This window comes from Acidovorax sp. NPDC077693 (assembly GCF_044542805.1).
GTDB lineage: Bacteria > Pseudomonadota > Gammaproteobacteria > Burkholderiales > Burkholderiaceae_C > Acidovorax.
On record NZ_JBITVD010000003.1, the window covers coordinates 357,596 to 372,619 of the forward strand.

Sequence of the window (15,024 nt, forward strand, 5' to 3'; positions counted from 1 at the left end):
TGGAGCGGGTGGAATATCAGGAGGTGGCGCTGACCGGGGCTGCGCCGGCAGCGTCCGTCTGCGGCAGGTGCACCGTGAACACCACGTGCGGCGGCTGGTGCGTATACACAATGGTACCCCCATGGCCTTGCGCGATCTGGTGGGCGATGTACAGGCCCAGGCCCAGGCCGGAGCGGTTGCGCTCGTTGCCCACGGACGAGGACTTGAAGGGAGTGAACAGGTTGGCGGCCACCGCCGGGTCGATGGGCGGCGCCACATTGCGCACCTCGATGACCACGCCGTCCTGCGTGCCCCGTGCGTGCACGTGGATGGGTTGGCCCGCATCCCCGTGGTGGCGGGCGTTGCTGATGAGGTTGGAGACCACCTGCGCAATGCGGTCGGGGTCGGCCTGTGCGTCCAGGCGCTCGGGCAGGTGGATCTCGATCTGCGTGCCGGGGTGGGCGGTACGCGCCTCGTCCACCAGATCGGCGAGCAGTTGCACCACGTCAACGGTCTTGAGCTGCAGGTTCAGTCCCAGCCGGCTTTGCAGGCGGGACATGTCCATCACCTGGCTCACCAGGCGCTGCATGCGGTTGCTGGACGACTGGATGCGCTGGCCGATCCGGCCGGTGTTGCCGTCCGCGGCGTTGTTCTTCTCCAGCACCCGCGCGGCCATGCTGATGGAGTGCAGCGGGTCGCGCAGGTCGTGGCCCAGCACCGCCATCAGGTGCGCGCGCGCGTCGTTCAGCTCGGCATGGCGGGTGGTCTGGGCGCGCACCAGCTCGGCCAGCAGCTGGCGGGCGGTGTCGAGCTCGTCCGCCGTCCAGGGCTCGGACTTGGAGCGCACGATTTCCTTCCACAGGTCGAACGAGCCGCGGGGCGTGAGGCGCGGGCCCAGCGGGCCGGCACGCACTTCCTTTTCAGGCTTGCCGCCCCAGTTGATGGTCTCGATCTGCTCCTTGCGCAGAAACACCAGCCAGCTGCCCCGGGTACGGTCCAGCGGCAGGGCCAGGGCGCCGCACCACGGGGCCAGCTGCAGCCCGATCTCGGGTGCGTCCAGGGGCAGTGCATGCGTGTTGTAGATGCCGCTGCCGCCTTGCGTGGCATCGAGCCACTGCAGAAGGACCTTGGCAGCGGCGTCGGTCACGCCGCCTTCGGTGCACAGCTTGCTGTGTTCCGACACGATGATGGCGTCGGCGCTCATCGAGCAGGCCAGCGCGCCGGCGTGCGAGCACAGGGCTGTGAACTCGTCATCGGAGTGCAGCACCTGCTCCATCACCCGCATGCGCAGCTCGGTCACCTTCTGCTGGCGCGCGGCCTCCTTGCGCGCCAGGGCGGCCTGGATATTGGCGCCCAGCACCTGTGCCATCACGTCGCAGGCCATGCGCACGCTGTAGGGCACCTGGCGCGGGCCCATGTGGTGGCAGGCCAGCAGCCCCCACAGCCGGTTGTTGATGACGATGGAGATGCTCATCGACGCACCCACGCCCATGTTGGTCAGGTACTCGATGTGGATGGGCGACACGCTGCGCAGGATGCTGGCGCTCAAGTCCAGCGGCGCGCCGCCGACCGGCACCAGCGGCACCGGCGTGGCCCGCACATCGGCAATGAGGCGCAAGGTGTTGGCCACGTACAGCGCCCGGGCCTGCGCCGGGATGTCGCTGGCCGGGTAGCGCCGGCCCAGGTAGGCATCCAGAAAATCCGCACGCGACTCGGCCACCACATCGCCGCTGCTGTCCGGGCGAAAGCGGTAGGCCATGACGCGGTCGAACCCTGTCAGGGTCTTGATCTCCTGCGTTGCCAGTTGCAGCAGGTCGTTGATGGCAGGGCGCGGGCGGCGCAGCTTCTCCATGGCGCGGTGGGCCTGCATCGCAAAGCCAGCCAGTGCATCGGCGGACTCCTGGCGTGCCTCGAACTCCAGCACCAGCAGCTCCTGCGACTGGTGCAGCACCACGTCGAAGCTGCGGCCTTCGGCCTCCAGCTCGGAAGGCATCGGCAGCTCGCCCGTGCCCGCCAGCGTGGCCAGGCCCTCGTCGAGCAGGTTGCGCAACAGCGCGTGGCCGGCGATCAGCGGCGTGTCGCGCAGTGCCTGTCCCGGGGCTACGGCGCAGCCCAGCATGGCTGCCACGTTGGTGCTGGCATGGCGCACCGTGCCCGCCTTGTCGACGGCGATCAGGGCGCCATGGGACTGGATCGAGCCCGGGATGTGGATGGGCTCGCGGTCGCAGTTTTCCAGCGTCGGGCGTGCCGCGTCGGCGCCGCCGCCGGCGGATGCTTCTGGATTCATTGCGGCAGTCCTTCAGGGGCCGGAAAATGGCTTTGCAGCCCGGCAAAGGCTGCGGTGGCCCCAAGGCACGCAGCCTCCAGGGCGGCGGGTGATGGTGTCACGTGCTGGCGCAGCAGCGAGATGAACAGCTTCCAGCGCGCCCCGGTGGCGGCACCGTCGCCATGCAGATAACGCAGGGGGTGCGGCGCCAACCGCGGCGACAGCTGCCGGTACAGCACCTGTCCACCCAGCTGGGAGCCCTCCACCACGTAGGCGAACCCCCACCGCACCGCGTGCGGCTGTGCCGGGTGGCGGGCCAGGGCCTGCGCCGCAAGCTGCCCCGCGGCAGCGCTGGGCAACGGCCAGCTTCCGGGCGTGCCGGTGGCAGTGGTGGTCAGTGGCGGGATGTCTTGCAGATCGGATTCCAGGGCAGCCAATCGGGGGGCTGGCATGAAAACAAAGCCCGGTATCGTCGCTTGAAGCATCTGCAGATGAGGCCACAGCGCCTGTAGCCACGCGGCCAGTGCACGGGCATGCGCCTTGTAGTCTTCCAGCGATGCATCGGGTCGGCCAATGGCGAGGTGGGCATCGAGCCGGGCGTGCTGTGCGGCAGTGGCACTGCGCAGTGCCTGCAAGGGGTCCGCGCACGCAGTGGGCGGCAGTTCGGAGACTGGGTGGCTGGAGGGCACGAACGGGGGACCAGTTAGGAAGCGGATTGCATAAGCTCGGGGCACTGCGCTGGCCGTGATTCTAATGATTCGCCCGGTCGCGCCCTTGGCACTTTGGCCCGTAGGTGTGTCGCGGGCGCAACCATGGTGCTGATTCGGCGCTCCGGCGGCGCAGCGCCTTCTGCCTCGGAGGCCGGCCCCGGCACGCACGGCGTGGCTGTGGGGGCGGCCGGGTGGCGATGTGAGGTGCCGGTCACGCGTGGCGATGCGGCATTCGCGCCGCTTTTCGGGCGATCGCGCCGCGCCGCGGGGCATACCATGCTGGCCATACCACCGGACCCCGCTTTCACCATGCCCGCTCTCCGCCATTGGCCCGCACTGGCCATCGCCACCGCCCTCGGCGGCCTGCTCGCCGCGCCGGGGCATGCCGCGCCGGCGCCCTGGTACTACTGGCGCAGCCTGGTCGATGGCGCGCGGGTGTGCGCGCAGACGTCCCCCGGGCAGGGCTGGGAGCGTGACAGCGCCGCCCACGAAGGCCCCGGCTGCCAGCCCCGGCGCAAGGTGCTGGTCATTCCCATGCGCTGAGACCGAGGGCGTGGCCGCACCCGCCTTGCTTTGTTATAAAAAGCATAGCTAACAACACACGCCGCATAAGCGGTAGGCTGCAACTTCTTGGCATTGCTGTGCATGCATTCGATAATGCAGCCATGACCGAACTGATCCTGATCCGCCACGGCGAAACCGACTGGAACCGCGAGCTGCGCTTTCAGGGCCACGTGGACATCCCCCTGAACGCCACCGGCCACGAACAGGCCCGCCGCCTGGCCGACCGCCTGGCCGCCGAGAAGCTGGCGGTGGACCACCTGGTCTGCAGCGACCTAATCCGCACGCAGGAGACCGCCTCCCCCGCCCTGCAGGTGCTGTTCCCGCAACTGCGCATCGACACCCTCACCGACAGCAGCCTGCGCGAGCAGAACTTCGGCATCGTGGACGGCAAGCGGGTGGACGACGTCAAGCTCGACCATGCCGATGCGTGGAACCAGTGGCTGCGCTTCGAGGCCGACTACGGCATGCCCGGCGGCGAGACCACCCGCCAGTTCCACACCCGCGTGATGGACGCGGTGCGCCGCATCGCACAGCAGTACCAGGGCCGCAAAGTCATGGTCGTGACCCACGGCGGCGTGCTCGACATGATCTGGCGCACCGCCCGCGGCACGGGCCTCGACGGACCCCGCCAGAGCGACATCCCCAACGCGGGCCTCAACCGCGTGCGGGTGGACGGCGATGTGGTGGAGGTGCTGGACTGGGCGGACGTGCGGCACCTGGCGGACTTGCCGGCGCAGCCGGTGTATGACCAGAAGAAGCTGGTGGTGCGGTAGGGTCGCTCACGGAGCCGCGTAGACGATCCCCGGGCGCGTTCCTTCCAGGTCATCCGTGAGGCGGTCCAGCACAGGCTTCGGCTCGAAAGCCAGCCCCAGTGGAACAAAGCGGTAGTCGCCTTTCCGGTTGGTGAACACCGCGAGCCCCCCGGGCGACACAAAGATGGCGTGCCAGTCGTCGGCCACACGCTCGTCGGTCAAGGTCTTGACCAGCTTTCCGTCTTCTCCATAGATACGGATTTCGCCCGTGGCCGCCAGCTTCTGGCCGCCGTCGACCGGGGTCATCCTTTTGACTGCATGCAGCAGATATTTGCCCCCGGGCGCCAGGATGAGGGTGGGCTGCGGATCAGTGCCCGGCACGCCGTCGATGCGCTGGACGCTGCGCCGTGTACGGTCGATCATCGCCACGGCGGCATCGTTCGTGTCGGTGGCGGTGTATTCGACCAGCACGGTATCGGCGGACCATGCCAGCGGATTGGCGAGACCCAGGGTATCGCCACGTGCGAAGTGGGAGGCCTTGGCGAGCATGTCCGCGGCGGCGTCCTTTTCTGGAGGGATCGCTTCCCATCGCTGGTCGGCGTTGAGGGTGACGCGCGGTGGCGCTCCGTTGAGCACGTCGAACGAACCCAGGTCCTGCCGTGCGCGGAGCGTCCAGCCTGGCATATCAAAGGTGAGCAGGCTGTATGGCTTGCGTCCATCGGCGTCATGGCGCGACAGGCGGTCCGATGCAACGATGTGGACGGCCCTTGCGGAGCCGACCTCCTGACCTTCGGATTCGGCAGGCCGTGCCAGGCAGCTGTCAGGGCGCACCCCAGGCCTTGGCAGCGGGGCTACGGCCGCGGGCGTGCCGCTGCGCGCAGAGAGCTGAAAGCTTCCTACCTTGGCTTGCTGCGACAGATCCAGCCGGTCCACCGTGCCGTTGCAGTACACGACATAAAGGAGCGGACGATCGGCAGCTTGCGCAGGTGCGCTGGCCGTCCCGGACGTTGCACGCGGGGTTTCTGCCTCGCGTGAGCAGCCCCCGAGAAAGACGACCAACGCAAGTGTAGCGGTCTGCATCAGGACCGCGCAGTAGCGAGGTGCGGACGTGGGCATTCGGAGTTCCACGGTCAGAAATCCGATTGTGCGAGCACGTTCTCGACGTAGTTGGGGTCTCCTACCGTGCCCCGGTCGGCCACCGGCACACGTTCCCACTCGGCGAAGCCGCGCGTGCCGCTGCCGTCGACGGTGACGAAGAGCACTCCGTTGTCCTGCCGCACGCGGTATTCATGCAAACCGTTGGCGTAGCCGTTGAAACCGCGCAGCGTGTCGAGTTCAAGCTGCTCGGGCGTGTAGTCCGGCAATTCGACGGGCAGCGCTGGAAGTCCCTGCGCGGTGCGAGCCCGGTTCCATGCAGTCACCAAGTTTTTAAAACGCTCTCCGGTGCGTACGTTGCGAGGATAACTTTTTGCAATGCGCTCCTTCTCCTGGTACAGCGCCCAGCCTCCACGCACGTTGTCCTTCCAGTTCCAGGTTTGGTCAGCCGTCGGCGCCGGCCGGGTGAGCTGGCACAGGCCTACGCCGCCCAGGCCGTCACTGCTGTACTTGGGCCAGTTGCTCGGCGTGCGGAATTGCTGGAGCGAGCTCTCCTGCCGCATCTTCTTGCGAAAGACAGGGCGGTTGGCTCCGATGCTGTTGGCAAAGGCACGTATGGCAGTGCCCGTGGGGTTGGTGCCCACGACGGTCCAGCTGGCACGCGCGCGCTGCTCGGTGGTCCCCACCCGCATGATCACCTGCACGGTCAGCAGGCCGCCGCGCACTTCGGTGAAGGGAATGCGCCACGTGGGGCTGAGACCCGTTTGCGGCGCGATGCGGCTGTGCTGAGAGCTGCGCCCTCCGCCAAAAGCGACGTTGGTCGGTGGTGCACTGCCATCGAACGCGAGCGTCGCCGACCATTCGTACGTCGGTGCCGGTCCGCTCGGCATGGGCTGGCCCTGCATCACGGCGGTGACCGTGACCGTGGGCATCGTGGCATCGTCTGTGATCGAGAATCGAGTTCCTGCGGGTTGGCTGGTGATGGCGAGCGGCATATGAAAAGGGCGGTGAATGCGTTGCTGCAGACGGCGATTTCGCGTCTTTCGCTTCGATTCTCACGCGCCCATGTGCCAGCTTGGTCAGCGTGCCAGGCTTTGTTGTATCTTGATGTGAAGCCGTCGCAAAAACCCCAGATGGGTTGCAACGCGCTGTGGCCCGCGCTCCCATCCACCGCGGTACTCGCCGGGTGGCAGCGGCGTATCCCTGCACGGGGGCATTTTCAGGCCCGTGTGGCGATCCTGGCCCGTGCTGGCTTTTTTTCGGAGAGCACCGGCAACCCCAACACCCCATTCACCACCCCCACCTGCCGCGCCAGCCTCGCCGACTCCGGCTGCGCATTCGACAAGGGCTGCAGCAGGTTCTGCACCGCCGCCCACTGCCCGTTGCGCTGCAGCGCATCCAGCCAGATCTGGTGGAACAGGTCGCGCTGTGCGTGGCTGCCGCCGATCTCAATCAGGCGGGGCAAGGCCAGGCCCAGTTGCCGGGCCGCGGAGGCCCAGTCGCCCTGGGCGTGCGCGAGCAGGCCTTGTGCGGCGGGCACGCAGACCTGTTGCCACACGGTGCGCTCGTGCGCCTCGGTGCGGGTGGCGGCGTGGGCCTCGATGTTGCGCAGAAGGGTGAGCGCGGCTGCGGTGCGGCCTGCGCGGGCCAGGCCGTAGAGGTACTGCAGGTCGAGAAACGGCAGCACGTGGTCGGACAGGCGCAGGGCCAGGTGGTCGGCCACGTCGGCCCAGCGGGGGCCGACATCGACGCCCGCCAGCTCCAGCCGCGCCAGCAGCGAGACGGCGTTGATCTGGTCCTGCGTGTATTCCTTGACCACGCCCCAGACCTGCTGGTCGTACAGCGCCAGCACGTCGGCATGGCGGTCCTGCTCCAGCAGGAAGAGGGCCTGGTGCCACCAGTTGTGGGTGACCATGAAGGAGTTCAGGCCCGTCCAGGTGTCGCTCACGCCGGCCAGGAAGTCCGTGCCTTCGGCGATGCGCCCCTGGGTCAGCATCACGTGGGCCAGCGCGTGGTGGGCCCAGGGCTCCTTGCGGCACAGGGTGACGGCGTGGCGTGCGGCGGCCTCGGCCTCGGTCAGCAGGTGGCATTGCTCCCAGCCGAAGGCCAGCATGCCATGCAGGTACGGCACGTCGGCGGCAGCGGGCACGGCCTGCAGGGCCATGCGCAGCATGCCGGGCGAGTCGCCGCGGTTGAACAAGTGGTACTGGCCGAGCTTGAGCGAAGCCAGGTCGCGCGGGTTCAGGCGGGCCTGTTCTTCGTGCAGGGCGATGGCGCGTGGAAGGTCGCCGTCCACCCATGCGGCCACGGCGGCCACGAAGCGCTGCTCGCGCTCGCTGGCCTGTGGCGCGCTGGCGAGGGCCTGGTCGATGAAGGGGCGTGCGTTGTGCGATGCGTCCGCCGACTCGGCAAACATGTGCAGGGCCGCGCAGCAGGCCTGCACGATGGCGCTGGTGTCTTGCGCCGCGCCGAGCACGTTCACCGCGCGGGCTTCGCAGGCGATGAAGCCTTCCACGAAGTCATTGAGCGCCGCCAGGCTGGCCGCATCGTGCAGCGTGGCGGGGTTGCCCAGGCTGTCGGTCAGGGGCGTGTGTGGCTGTGGCTGCATGGTGGGAGCATGGTGGCGGCCGCCGCGGTCAGCCGCCCTTGATCAGGGCCAGGTAGGCGTTGCGCGTCTCGGCCGACACGGAGGCGACGAGTTGTTCGTGCGGGGTCTGGTGGCGGGCCAGCATGCGGGCGGTGGCGATGGTCTTGGACTTGCAGAACCAGTGGCAGGTGTGCTGCATGAGGAAGAGCTCGGCCGTCATCATGTAGGCCCGGTCCTTGGGCGACAGGTGGCCGGTGTTCTGCACCACGTGGGCGATGCCGCGCGCGTGGATGGCCAGGGCCTTGCGCATGTCGAAAGTCAGGGCGGGCAGCACTTTTTCGACGAACGGGAAGGCCATGGACAGGCGGCTGACCCGCGTGCTTTCTTCGCTCATCTTGGCGAAGTCGGCGGCGAAGCGGTTGAACTGCTCGCTCAGCTGCAGCTCGGTGGTGCTCAGCAGGCTCCAGATCTGGCCGCGGCGTTCGTCGGTGCCTTCGCCCAGTGCGCGCAGGTAGCCGTCGGTCAGCGCCTCCATGAGCTTTTCGATCTGGTAGTTGGCCAGGTGGCTGCCCAGCAGCACGATGCGCTTGCGCTGCTCTTTGGCGTTGAGCATGAAGGTGCCGGTGGCGATGAGGATCGCCATGATGAGGATGTCCATGCTGTGGTGACGTAGTGCGTTGGAGGCCCGGGTGTGCGCTGGCCGCAGAAAAGAACACGCCGGACGGCCGGCGCCTGTGCCCCCGAGCGTACCAACAACTGCGGCGCGCGAGGCACAGGGTAAGAACCTGTTCTCAGTCCAAGTCTACGCTGCTGGCGGCAGCGGCCAGGGGCGCTGCGGGTCGCGGATCTGCTCGAACGCGTGCGCCACCTGCAGCACGCCCAGGTCGTCGAAGCGCGCACCGGCGATCTGCAGCCCGATGGGCAGACCGGTGGACGTGTAGCCGCAGTTGACCGACGCCGCGGGCTGCTCGGACATGTTGAACGGCACGGTGAAGCCGATGTGCTCCAGCGGGCGCAGCGGGTCGTTGGTGGGCGAGGGCAGTTCGGCCTGGAAGGCGGGCATGGGCGCCACGGGCGAGATCACGTAGTCGAACGCGCTGCAGGCTTTGACGGTGGCCACGCGCGTCAGGTGGAACTGGTGGCTGGCGTTGAAGACTTCGGTGCCGCTCATTCCGGCCGCGCTGTCGGCCCAGGCGCGGATATAGGGCAGCACCTTGTCGCGGCGCTCTGCGGGCAGGGCCTGCAGGTCGATGTGCGAGCGCATGCGCCAGAAGTGGTCCATGCCGTCGAGCATGGCCTGGGTCATGAAGGGCTGCAGGGGCACGATGGCGGCGCCCGCGGCCTCCATCAGGCGCGCCGCGCGCTCGATGGCGGCCTTGACTTCAGGCTCCACGGGCAGGCCGCAGCCGGCGTCCAGCAGCAGGCCGATCTTCAAGCCTTGCAGGCCGCGCGTGCGCTCGGCCCGCTGGTCGAACTGGCCCCAGGCGATGTCCTGCGCGGGCAGGCTCATGCTGTCGCGCGCGTCGGGCTGGCTGAGCACCTGCATCATCAGCGCGGCGTCGGCCACGGTGCGGGTCATCGGTCCGGCGGCGCGGCCGGTGTACGGTGGGTCGATGGGGATGCGGCCCAGGCTGGGCTTGAGGCTGAAGATGCCGCACCAGCTGGCCGGCAGCCGCAGCGAGCCGCCGATGTCGGTGCCGATGTGCAGCGGGCCGTAGCCGGCCGCTGCCGCCGCCCCGCCGCCCGCGCTGGAGCCGCCGGGGCCCTTGGTGGTGTCCCAGGGGTTGCGCGACAGCGGGTGGAAGGTCGACAGGCCCGAAGACAGCATGCCGTAGTCGGGCATGGTGGTCTTGGCGACGATGACGGCACCGGATTCGCGCATGCGTGCAGCCGGTGGTGCGTCGGCCGCTGCGGCCACCAGTTCCACGGCTGCGGTGCCCAGGGGCGTGGGGTCGCCCTGCGTGGCGATGTTTTCCTTGATGGTGCTGGGCACGCCATCCAACAGGCCCTGGGGCTCGCCCTTGTGCCAGCGGGCTTCCGACGCACGGGCCTGCGCCAGGGCGGCTTCGGGCCGCAGCAGGTAGGTGGCCTGGATGTGGGGCTCCCAGCGCTCGATGTGCGCCAGCACGGCCTGCGTGACCTCCACCGGAGAGAGTGTGCGCTGGCGGTAGGCGGCCAGGAGTTCGTGGGCGGGCAGGTCGTGCAAAGCTGTCATGTCGGGAGTTCTACAAGTAAAAAAGGCTGCTACCGCTTGCTGTTAAAGCGCTAGCAGCTATTGTTTTGGGAGCAATTCACTACCGCTCGTTTTAGTGGTCCATTGCGCAGCGCGCCGCCCCCAGCCCACAAAACTGGCGCGGCCATAGCCAGTGCCCCCGTGCAAGGGCCGCCCCGCCGCACCGGGGGCGTCCCCCTCCCGACTCGCGCAGCGAGTCGAGAGAGGGGGAAGGCGCGAAGCGACTCAGGGGGTGTTTAATCTCAAGACCAGGACAGCGACGAGATGTCGTTCACGAACACCGGCATGTCTTTCCACAGGCCCTTGAGGTTCTTGTTGGCCACCGTGATCCACTGGTTGGAATACAGGAACGCGTGCACCGAGTCCTGCGCCAGCAGGCGCTGCGCCTCGCCCAGCAGGCGCGAGCGGTCGGCGGGGCGGGCGGCGTTCTTGATCTGGTTGAACAGTTCGTTGAACTTGGGCGAGTTGTAGGCCCAGTAGTAGTCGGGCTTGGCGAAGTTGCCCAGGTCGAACGGCTCGACGTGGCTGATGATCGTCAGGTCGTAGTTCTTGCTGCCGTAGGTGCCGCTGAGCCACTGCGCCCATTCCACGTTCTGCAGCTTGGCGACGATGCCGATCTTGGCCAGCTGGGCGGCAATCACTTCGCCGCCCTGGCGCGCGTACGGCGTGGGCGGCAGCGTGACGGTCAGCTCCAGCGGCGTCTTCACGCCCGCTTCGGCCAGCAGTTTCTTGGCTTTTTCCACGTCGTACGGGTTCACGCCCGTGGTGTCTACGTAGCCGAAAGCGCCGGGCACGTAGTGGCTGCCGATGGGCGCACCGTAGCCGTCGGCGGCGCCTTCGATCACGGCCTTGCGGTCGATGGCGGCAGCGATGGCGCGGCGCACGCGCACGTCATCGAGTGGCTTCTTGCCGTTGTTGATGGCCAGGATGGTCTTGGCGCGCGAGCCACTCACCACCACCTGGAAGCGGGGGTTGGACTTGAACTGCGGCACGCTGCGGGGCGTGACGCGCGGGAACGCATCCACATCGCCCGCCAGCAGGGCGGCCACTTGGGCGGCCGGGTCGGAGATGAAGCGGAAGGTGGCGCGCTTGATCTTGAGCGCCTTGGCATCGCGAAAGCCTTCCCACGCCGTCAGCACGATGGACGAGCCCTTGTTCCAGGCGTTGAGCTGGTAGGGGCCGGTGCCCACGGGCTTGTTGGCGTTGCCGTCGGCGCTCTTGGGCTCCACGATGATGGAGGTGGCCTGGCCCAGCACGAAGAGCAGGTCGGGGTCGATGTCCTTGTTCAGGACCACGACGGTGAAGTCGTCCACCACCTGCGTGGTGAGGTTGGCGAAGGTGCGCTTGTCCTTGTTGGTGCTCTTCTCGCCCCCTGCGCGGTCGTACGAGAACTTCACGGCGGCGGCGGTGAAGGGCTCGCCGTTCTGGAACTTCACGCCGCGGCGCAGCTTGAAGGTGTAGGTCTTGAGGTCGGGCGAGACTTCCCAGCTCTCGGCCAGCAGGGGGGAGACGCTGCCGTCGGCATTGATCTTGGTGAGCGTCTCGAAGATGTTGTACTGGACGATCTCGCCGATGGCAGATGCCGCGCCGGCGGTCGGGTCCAGGCCCGGCGGCTCCAGCGTCATGGCCAGCGTGACCGCATCTTTGCGGCTCTGCGCCAGCGCGCCGAGCGGGGTGGACAGGGGCACTGCGGCGATGGCGCCGGTGGCAAGGACGGTACGGCGGTTCAGCATGTTCGGAGACTCCAGACAAAAGACCTGACAAAAAACCAGAGGACGGGCCCGGTGCAAATGGTTACCGGGGCCCACAAAGCTTTTTACACCATCACGTGTGCATGTGGTTATGCGGTTTTCGCGGTGGCTTGTGCGGCTGCCGCCGCGCGCCGCGCGCGGGCGCGGCCGGGCTGCACCTGCGGCACGGCGCCCACCAGCGACTGCGTGTAGGGGTGCTGCGCGTTGCGGAACAGTTCGGCCGGCGAGCCGCGCTCGACGATGCGGCCCTGGTACAGCACCACCACTTCGTCGCACAGGTGGTTGACCACCGCGAGGTCGTGGCTGATCAGCATGTAGGTGATGCCGAACTCGTGCTGCAGGTCCTGCATGAGGTTGAGCACCTGGGCCTGCACCGACACATCGAGCGCGCTCACGGGCTCGTCCGCCACGATGAGGCGCGGGCGGGTGATGAGGGCGCGGGCGATAGCGATGCGCTGGCGCTGGCCGCCCGAAAACTCGTGCGGGTATTTGCCCAGGTCGTTGGTGCGCAGGCCCACCTGCGACAGCACCTGGGCGGCCTGCTCGCGCTGCTCGGCGCGGCTGGTCTGACCCTGCGCCTGCAGCGGCTCGGTCACGATGCGCTCGACCGTCTGGCGCGGGTCCAGCGATCCGTACGGGTCCTGGAACACCATCTGGAAGTCGCGCCGGGCCTCGCGCAATTCGGCCGTGGGCAGCTGGTGCAGGTTGCGGCCCAGCAGGTGCACCGTGCCCGAGGTGGGTGCGTCCAGCGCCATCACCAGGCGCGCGAGCGTGGATTTGCCCGAGCCCGATTCGCCCACGATGCCCAGGCTGCGCCCGGGGGCGACCGAAAAGCTCACGCCGTTGAGCGCCTTCACCGTGCCCGGTGGGCGAAACAGATGTTCGCGCGGCAGCGTGTATTCACGCACGAGGTCCTGGACCTGCAGCAGTGCGCCGTCGGGCAGCGCTGCGGAGGTGCCTTGCGTGGAGGAAGCGATGGCGTGGTTCATGCGGCCACCTCCACGACCTTGACGGCCTCGGCGCTCAGTGCCGCGGCAATGGCCTCGCGGCGGATACAGCGCACGACGTGGTCGCCGTCGGCATCGGTGGACACCAGCGTGGGGGCCGGCTGCTCGTGGTGGCAGGCGTCGATGGTGTAGCTGCAGCGGCCGGCAAACGGGCAGCCGGCGGGCAGGTCCACCAGTTCGGGCACCGTGCCGGGAATGGTGGACAGCCGCGGGCGCTGGCCCGGTGCATGCACCGCGCCCAGGTGGGGCCGTGCAGCGAACAGGCCGCGGGTGTAGGGATGGGTCATCGCGGAGAAGACGGACGCCGTGGAGCCGCTCTCGACGACGCTGCCGCCGTACATCACCATCATGCGGTCCACGTTCTGCGAGATCACGCCCAGGTCGTGCGAGATGAGGATCAGCGCCATGTTGCGCTCGGCCACCAGGTCGCTGATGAGGTCCAGGATCTGCTGCTGGATGGTCACATCGAGCGCGGTGGTGGGCTCGTCGGCGATCAGCAGATCGGGTCCGCAGGCCAGGGCCATGGCGATGGTGATGCGCTGGCGCTGCCCGCCCGAGAACTGGTGCGGATAGGCATCGAAGCGCTGCGCGGCGTTCGGGATGCCCACGCGGTCCAGCAGCGAAATGGCTTCCTTGCGGGCATCGGCCGCGCCCATGCCGCGGTGCAGGCGCAGCGGCTCGGCCACCTGGCGGCCGATGGTGTGCACCGGGTTCAGGGCCGTCATGGGCTCCTGGAACACCATGCCGATGCGGTTGCCGCGCATCTTGCACATCTGCGCATCGGTGCGGCCCACGAGCTCTTCGCCGTCGAAGCGGATGCTGCCCGTGACCTGCGCGCTGTCGGGCAGCAGGCCCATGAGCGACATGGCGGTGATGGACTTGCCGCAGCCCGATTCACCGATCAGGCCCAGGGTTTCGCCGCGCGCCAGCGAAAAGCTCACGCCGCGCACGGCATCGGCCGGACCGCGGTGGGTCTGCAGGCGGATGCGGAGGTTGGAGACTTCAAGCAAGGGCATGGCAACAGGTCTTCATCGTTCGCAGAGTTTTTTTTCAGCTGTCTATCGTGCCGGACGCGGCCGATGCAAAGGCATGCGCGAGACCAGTGCCCCCGTGCAAGGGCCGCCCCGCCGCACTGGGGGCGTCCCCCTCCCGCATTGCGTAGCAATGCGAGAGAGGGGGAAGGCGCGAAGCGACTCAGGGGGTGTCATCTCTTCCTCGCCAAGCGTGGGTCCAGCAGGTCGCGCAGGCCGTCGCCCAGCAGGTTCAGGCCCAGCACCGCCATGGCAATCGCCACACCAGGCCACACGGCGAGCAGGGGCGCCTGGAACATCAGCGTCTGGGCCTCGCTGAGCATGCGGCCCCACGAGGGCTGGGGCGGCTGCGTGCCCAGGCCCAGGTACGACAGGGCGGCCTCGGCCAGGATGGCGATGGCGAACTGGATGGTGGCCTGCACGATGAGCACCGACAGAATGTTGGGCAGCACGTGCTCGATGGTGATGCGCCAGGCGCCCTTGCCGCAGGCGCGCGAGGCCATGATGTATTCGCGCGACCACACTGCATTGGCCGATGCGCGGGTGACGCGCGCAAACGTCGGGATGTTGAAGATGCCGATGGCGATGATGGAGTTGACGATGCCGGCGCCGAACACCGCCGTCATCATGATGGCCGAGAGAATGGCAGGAAACGCGAAGGTGAAGTCGGCCAGCCGCATGATGAGTTCTTCGACCCAGCCCCGCTTGGCCGCGGCCAGCAGGCCCAGCGCCGTGCCGATGGTCAGGCCAATGCCCACGGCGATCACACCCACCAGGATGGAATTGCGCGCCCCCACCAGCAGCAGCGACGCCACGTCGCGACCGAACGCATCCGTGCCCAGCCAGTGCTTGCCGTTGGGGGGCTGGAGCTTGGAGGCCAGGTCCATCTCGTAGGGAGACCAGGGCGTCCAGGCCAGCGACAGCGCTGCGGCCAGCAGGAGCAGCAGCGACAGCACGGCACCGATCACAAAGCTGCGGTGGCGCAGCGCGCGGTGCAGCCAGCCGGGCGCGGACGTGGCGGAAGGGGAGGGGGAGATAACGGCGCTCAT

13 protein-coding genes are annotated in these 15,024 nt (G+C 68.2%); 2 read left to right on the forward strand and 11 right to left on the reverse strand.

Annotation, left to right across the window (positions count from 1 at the left end; translation table 11 throughout):
* Positions 1–16: 16 nt before the first annotated feature.
* Both ACIGHN_RS05620 and ACIGHN_RS05625 read right to left on the reverse strand, forming a co-directional pair.
* The gene (locus ACIGHN_RS05620; RefSeq protein WP_396503560.1) at positions 17–2,266 is read right to left on the reverse strand and encodes an ATP-binding protein; all 2,250 of its coding nucleotides are present in this window, start codon (positions 2,264–2,266) and stop codon (positions 17–19) included.
* Positions 2,263–2,934: a biliverdin-producing heme oxygenase gene (locus ACIGHN_RS05625; protein WP_396503561.1), complete on the reverse strand. Its 672-nt coding sequence runs from the start codon at positions 2,932–2,934 to the stop codon at positions 2,263–2,265. Before ACIGHN_RS05625 ends, ACIGHN_RS05620 begins: the two co-directional genes overlap by 4 nt.
* A gap of 330 nt (positions 2,935–3,264) precedes the next feature.
* On the opposite strand from ACIGHN_RS05625, the gene ACIGHN_RS05630 reads away from it, so the two are divergent.
* Together ACIGHN_RS05630 and ACIGHN_RS05635 are read left to right on the forward strand one after the other, a co-directional pair.
* Complete coding sequence (locus tag ACIGHN_RS05630; RefSeq protein WP_056416338.1) at positions 3,265–3,498, forward strand: hypothetical protein; 234 nt, start codon at positions 3,265–3,267, stop codon at positions 3,496–3,498.
* Positions 3,499–3,620: 122 nt separating this feature from the next.
* Positions 3,621–4,292: a histidine phosphatase family protein gene (locus ACIGHN_RS05635; protein WP_056415599.1), complete on the forward strand. Its 672-nt coding sequence runs from the start codon at positions 3,621–3,623 to the stop codon at positions 4,290–4,292.
* A gap of 6 nt (positions 4,293–4,298) precedes the next feature.
* Here the strand turns inward: ACIGHN_RS05635 and ACIGHN_RS05640 are convergent, their stop codons facing one another.
* The 9 genes from ACIGHN_RS05640 to ACIGHN_RS05680 all read right to left on the reverse strand — a co-directional run bounded on the left by ACIGHN_RS05640 (position 4,299) and on the right by ACIGHN_RS05680 (position 15,024).
* Entirely contained in the window at positions 4,299–5,387 is a 1,089-nt protein-coding gene (locus tag ACIGHN_RS05640) for a hypothetical protein (RefSeq protein ID WP_396503562.1), read from the reverse strand.
* Between the two features lie 14 nt (positions 5,388–5,401).
* Complete coding sequence (locus ACIGHN_RS05645) at positions 5,402–6,361, reverse strand: hypothetical protein (RefSeq protein WP_396503563.1); 960 nt, start codon at positions 6,359–6,361, stop codon at positions 5,402–5,404.
* 224 nt (positions 6,362–6,585) lie between these two features.
* Positions 6,586–7,974: a tetratricopeptide repeat protein gene (locus tag ACIGHN_RS05650; protein ID WP_396503564.1), complete on the reverse strand. Its 1,389-nt coding sequence runs from the start codon at positions 7,972–7,974 to the stop codon at positions 6,586–6,588.
* Positions 7,975–8,002: 28 nt separating this feature from the next.
* Complete coding sequence (locus tag ACIGHN_RS05655) at positions 8,003–8,611, reverse strand: hypothetical protein (RefSeq protein WP_056161365.1); 609 nt, start codon at positions 8,609–8,611, stop codon at positions 8,003–8,005.
* A 144-nt stretch (positions 8,612–8,755) separates the two neighbouring features.
* On the reverse strand, positions 8,756–10,168 hold the full coding sequence (locus ACIGHN_RS05660) for an amidase (protein ID WP_396503565.1): 1,413 nt from the start codon (positions 10,166–10,168) through the stop codon (positions 8,756–8,758).
* A gap of 260 nt (positions 10,169–10,428) precedes the next feature.
* Positions 10,429–11,919: an ABC transporter substrate-binding protein gene (locus ACIGHN_RS05665; protein WP_056161369.1), complete on the reverse strand. Its 1,491-nt coding sequence runs from the start codon at positions 11,917–11,919 to the stop codon at positions 10,429–10,431.
* A gap of 107 nt (positions 11,920–12,026) precedes the next feature.
* On the reverse strand, positions 12,027–12,926 hold the full coding sequence (locus ACIGHN_RS05670; RefSeq protein ID WP_396503566.1) for an ATP-binding cassette domain-containing protein: 900 nt from the start codon (positions 12,924–12,926) through the stop codon (positions 12,027–12,029).
* Positions 12,923–13,960, reverse strand: a complete 1,038-nt coding sequence (locus ACIGHN_RS05675; protein ID WP_396503567.1) for an ABC transporter ATP-binding protein — start codon at positions 13,958–13,960, stop codon at positions 12,923–12,925. The genes ACIGHN_RS05670 and ACIGHN_RS05675 overlap by 4 nt, the downstream gene beginning before the upstream one ends.
* 188 nt (positions 13,961–14,148) lie before the next feature.
* The gene (locus tag ACIGHN_RS05680) at positions 14,149–15,024 is read right to left on the reverse strand and encodes an ABC transporter permease (RefSeq protein WP_396503568.1); all 876 of its coding nucleotides are present in this window, start codon (positions 15,022–15,024) and stop codon (positions 14,149–14,151) included.

Excerpts from the sequence above, each read along its gene's own strand:
- ACIGHN_RS05680 (WP_396503568.1), bottom strand. The coding sequence starts at position 15,024 with ATGAGCGCCGTTATCTCCCCCTCCCCTTCCGCCACGTCCGCGCCCGGC.
- ACIGHN_RS05645 (WP_396503563.1), bottom strand. The coding sequence starts at position 6,361 with ATGCCGCTCGCCATCACCAGCCAACCCGCAGGAACTCGATTCTCGATC.
- ACIGHN_RS05660 (WP_396503565.1), bottom strand. The coding sequence starts at position 10,168 with ATGACAGCTTTGCACGACCTGCCCGCCCACGAACTCCTGGCCGCCTAC.
- ACIGHN_RS05630 (WP_056416338.1), top strand. The coding sequence starts at position 3,265 with ATGCCCGCTCTCCGCCATTGGCCCGCACTGGCCATCGCCACCGCCCTC.
- ACIGHN_RS05620 (WP_396503560.1), bottom strand. The coding sequence starts at position 2,266 with ATGAATCCAGAAGCATCCGCCGGCGGCGGCGCCGACGCGGCACGCCCG.
- ACIGHN_RS05655 (WP_056161365.1), bottom strand. The coding sequence starts at position 8,611 with ATGGACATCCTCATCATGGCGATCCTCATCGCCACCGGCACCTTCATG.
- ACIGHN_RS05650 (WP_396503564.1), bottom strand. The coding sequence starts at position 7,974 with ATGCAGCCACAGCCACACACGCCCCTGACCGACAGCCTGGGCAACCCC.
- ACIGHN_RS05640 (WP_396503562.1), bottom strand. The coding sequence starts at position 5,387 with ATGCCCACGTCCGCACCTCGCTACTGCGCGGTCCTGATGCAGACCGCT.
- ACIGHN_RS05675 (WP_396503567.1), bottom strand. The coding sequence starts at position 13,960 with ATGCCCTTGCTTGAAGTCTCCAACCTCCGCATCCGCCTGCAGACCCAC.
- ACIGHN_RS05670 (WP_396503566.1), bottom strand. The coding sequence starts at position 12,926 with ATGAACCACGCCATCGCTTCCTCCACGCAAGGCACCTCCGCAGCGCTG.
- ACIGHN_RS05665 (WP_056161369.1), bottom strand. The coding sequence starts at position 11,919 with ATGCTGAACCGCCGTACCGTCCTTGCCACCGGCGCCATCGCCGCAGTG.
- ACIGHN_RS05635 (WP_056415599.1), top strand. The coding sequence starts at position 3,621 with ATGACCGAACTGATCCTGATCCGCCACGGCGAAACCGACTGGAACCGC.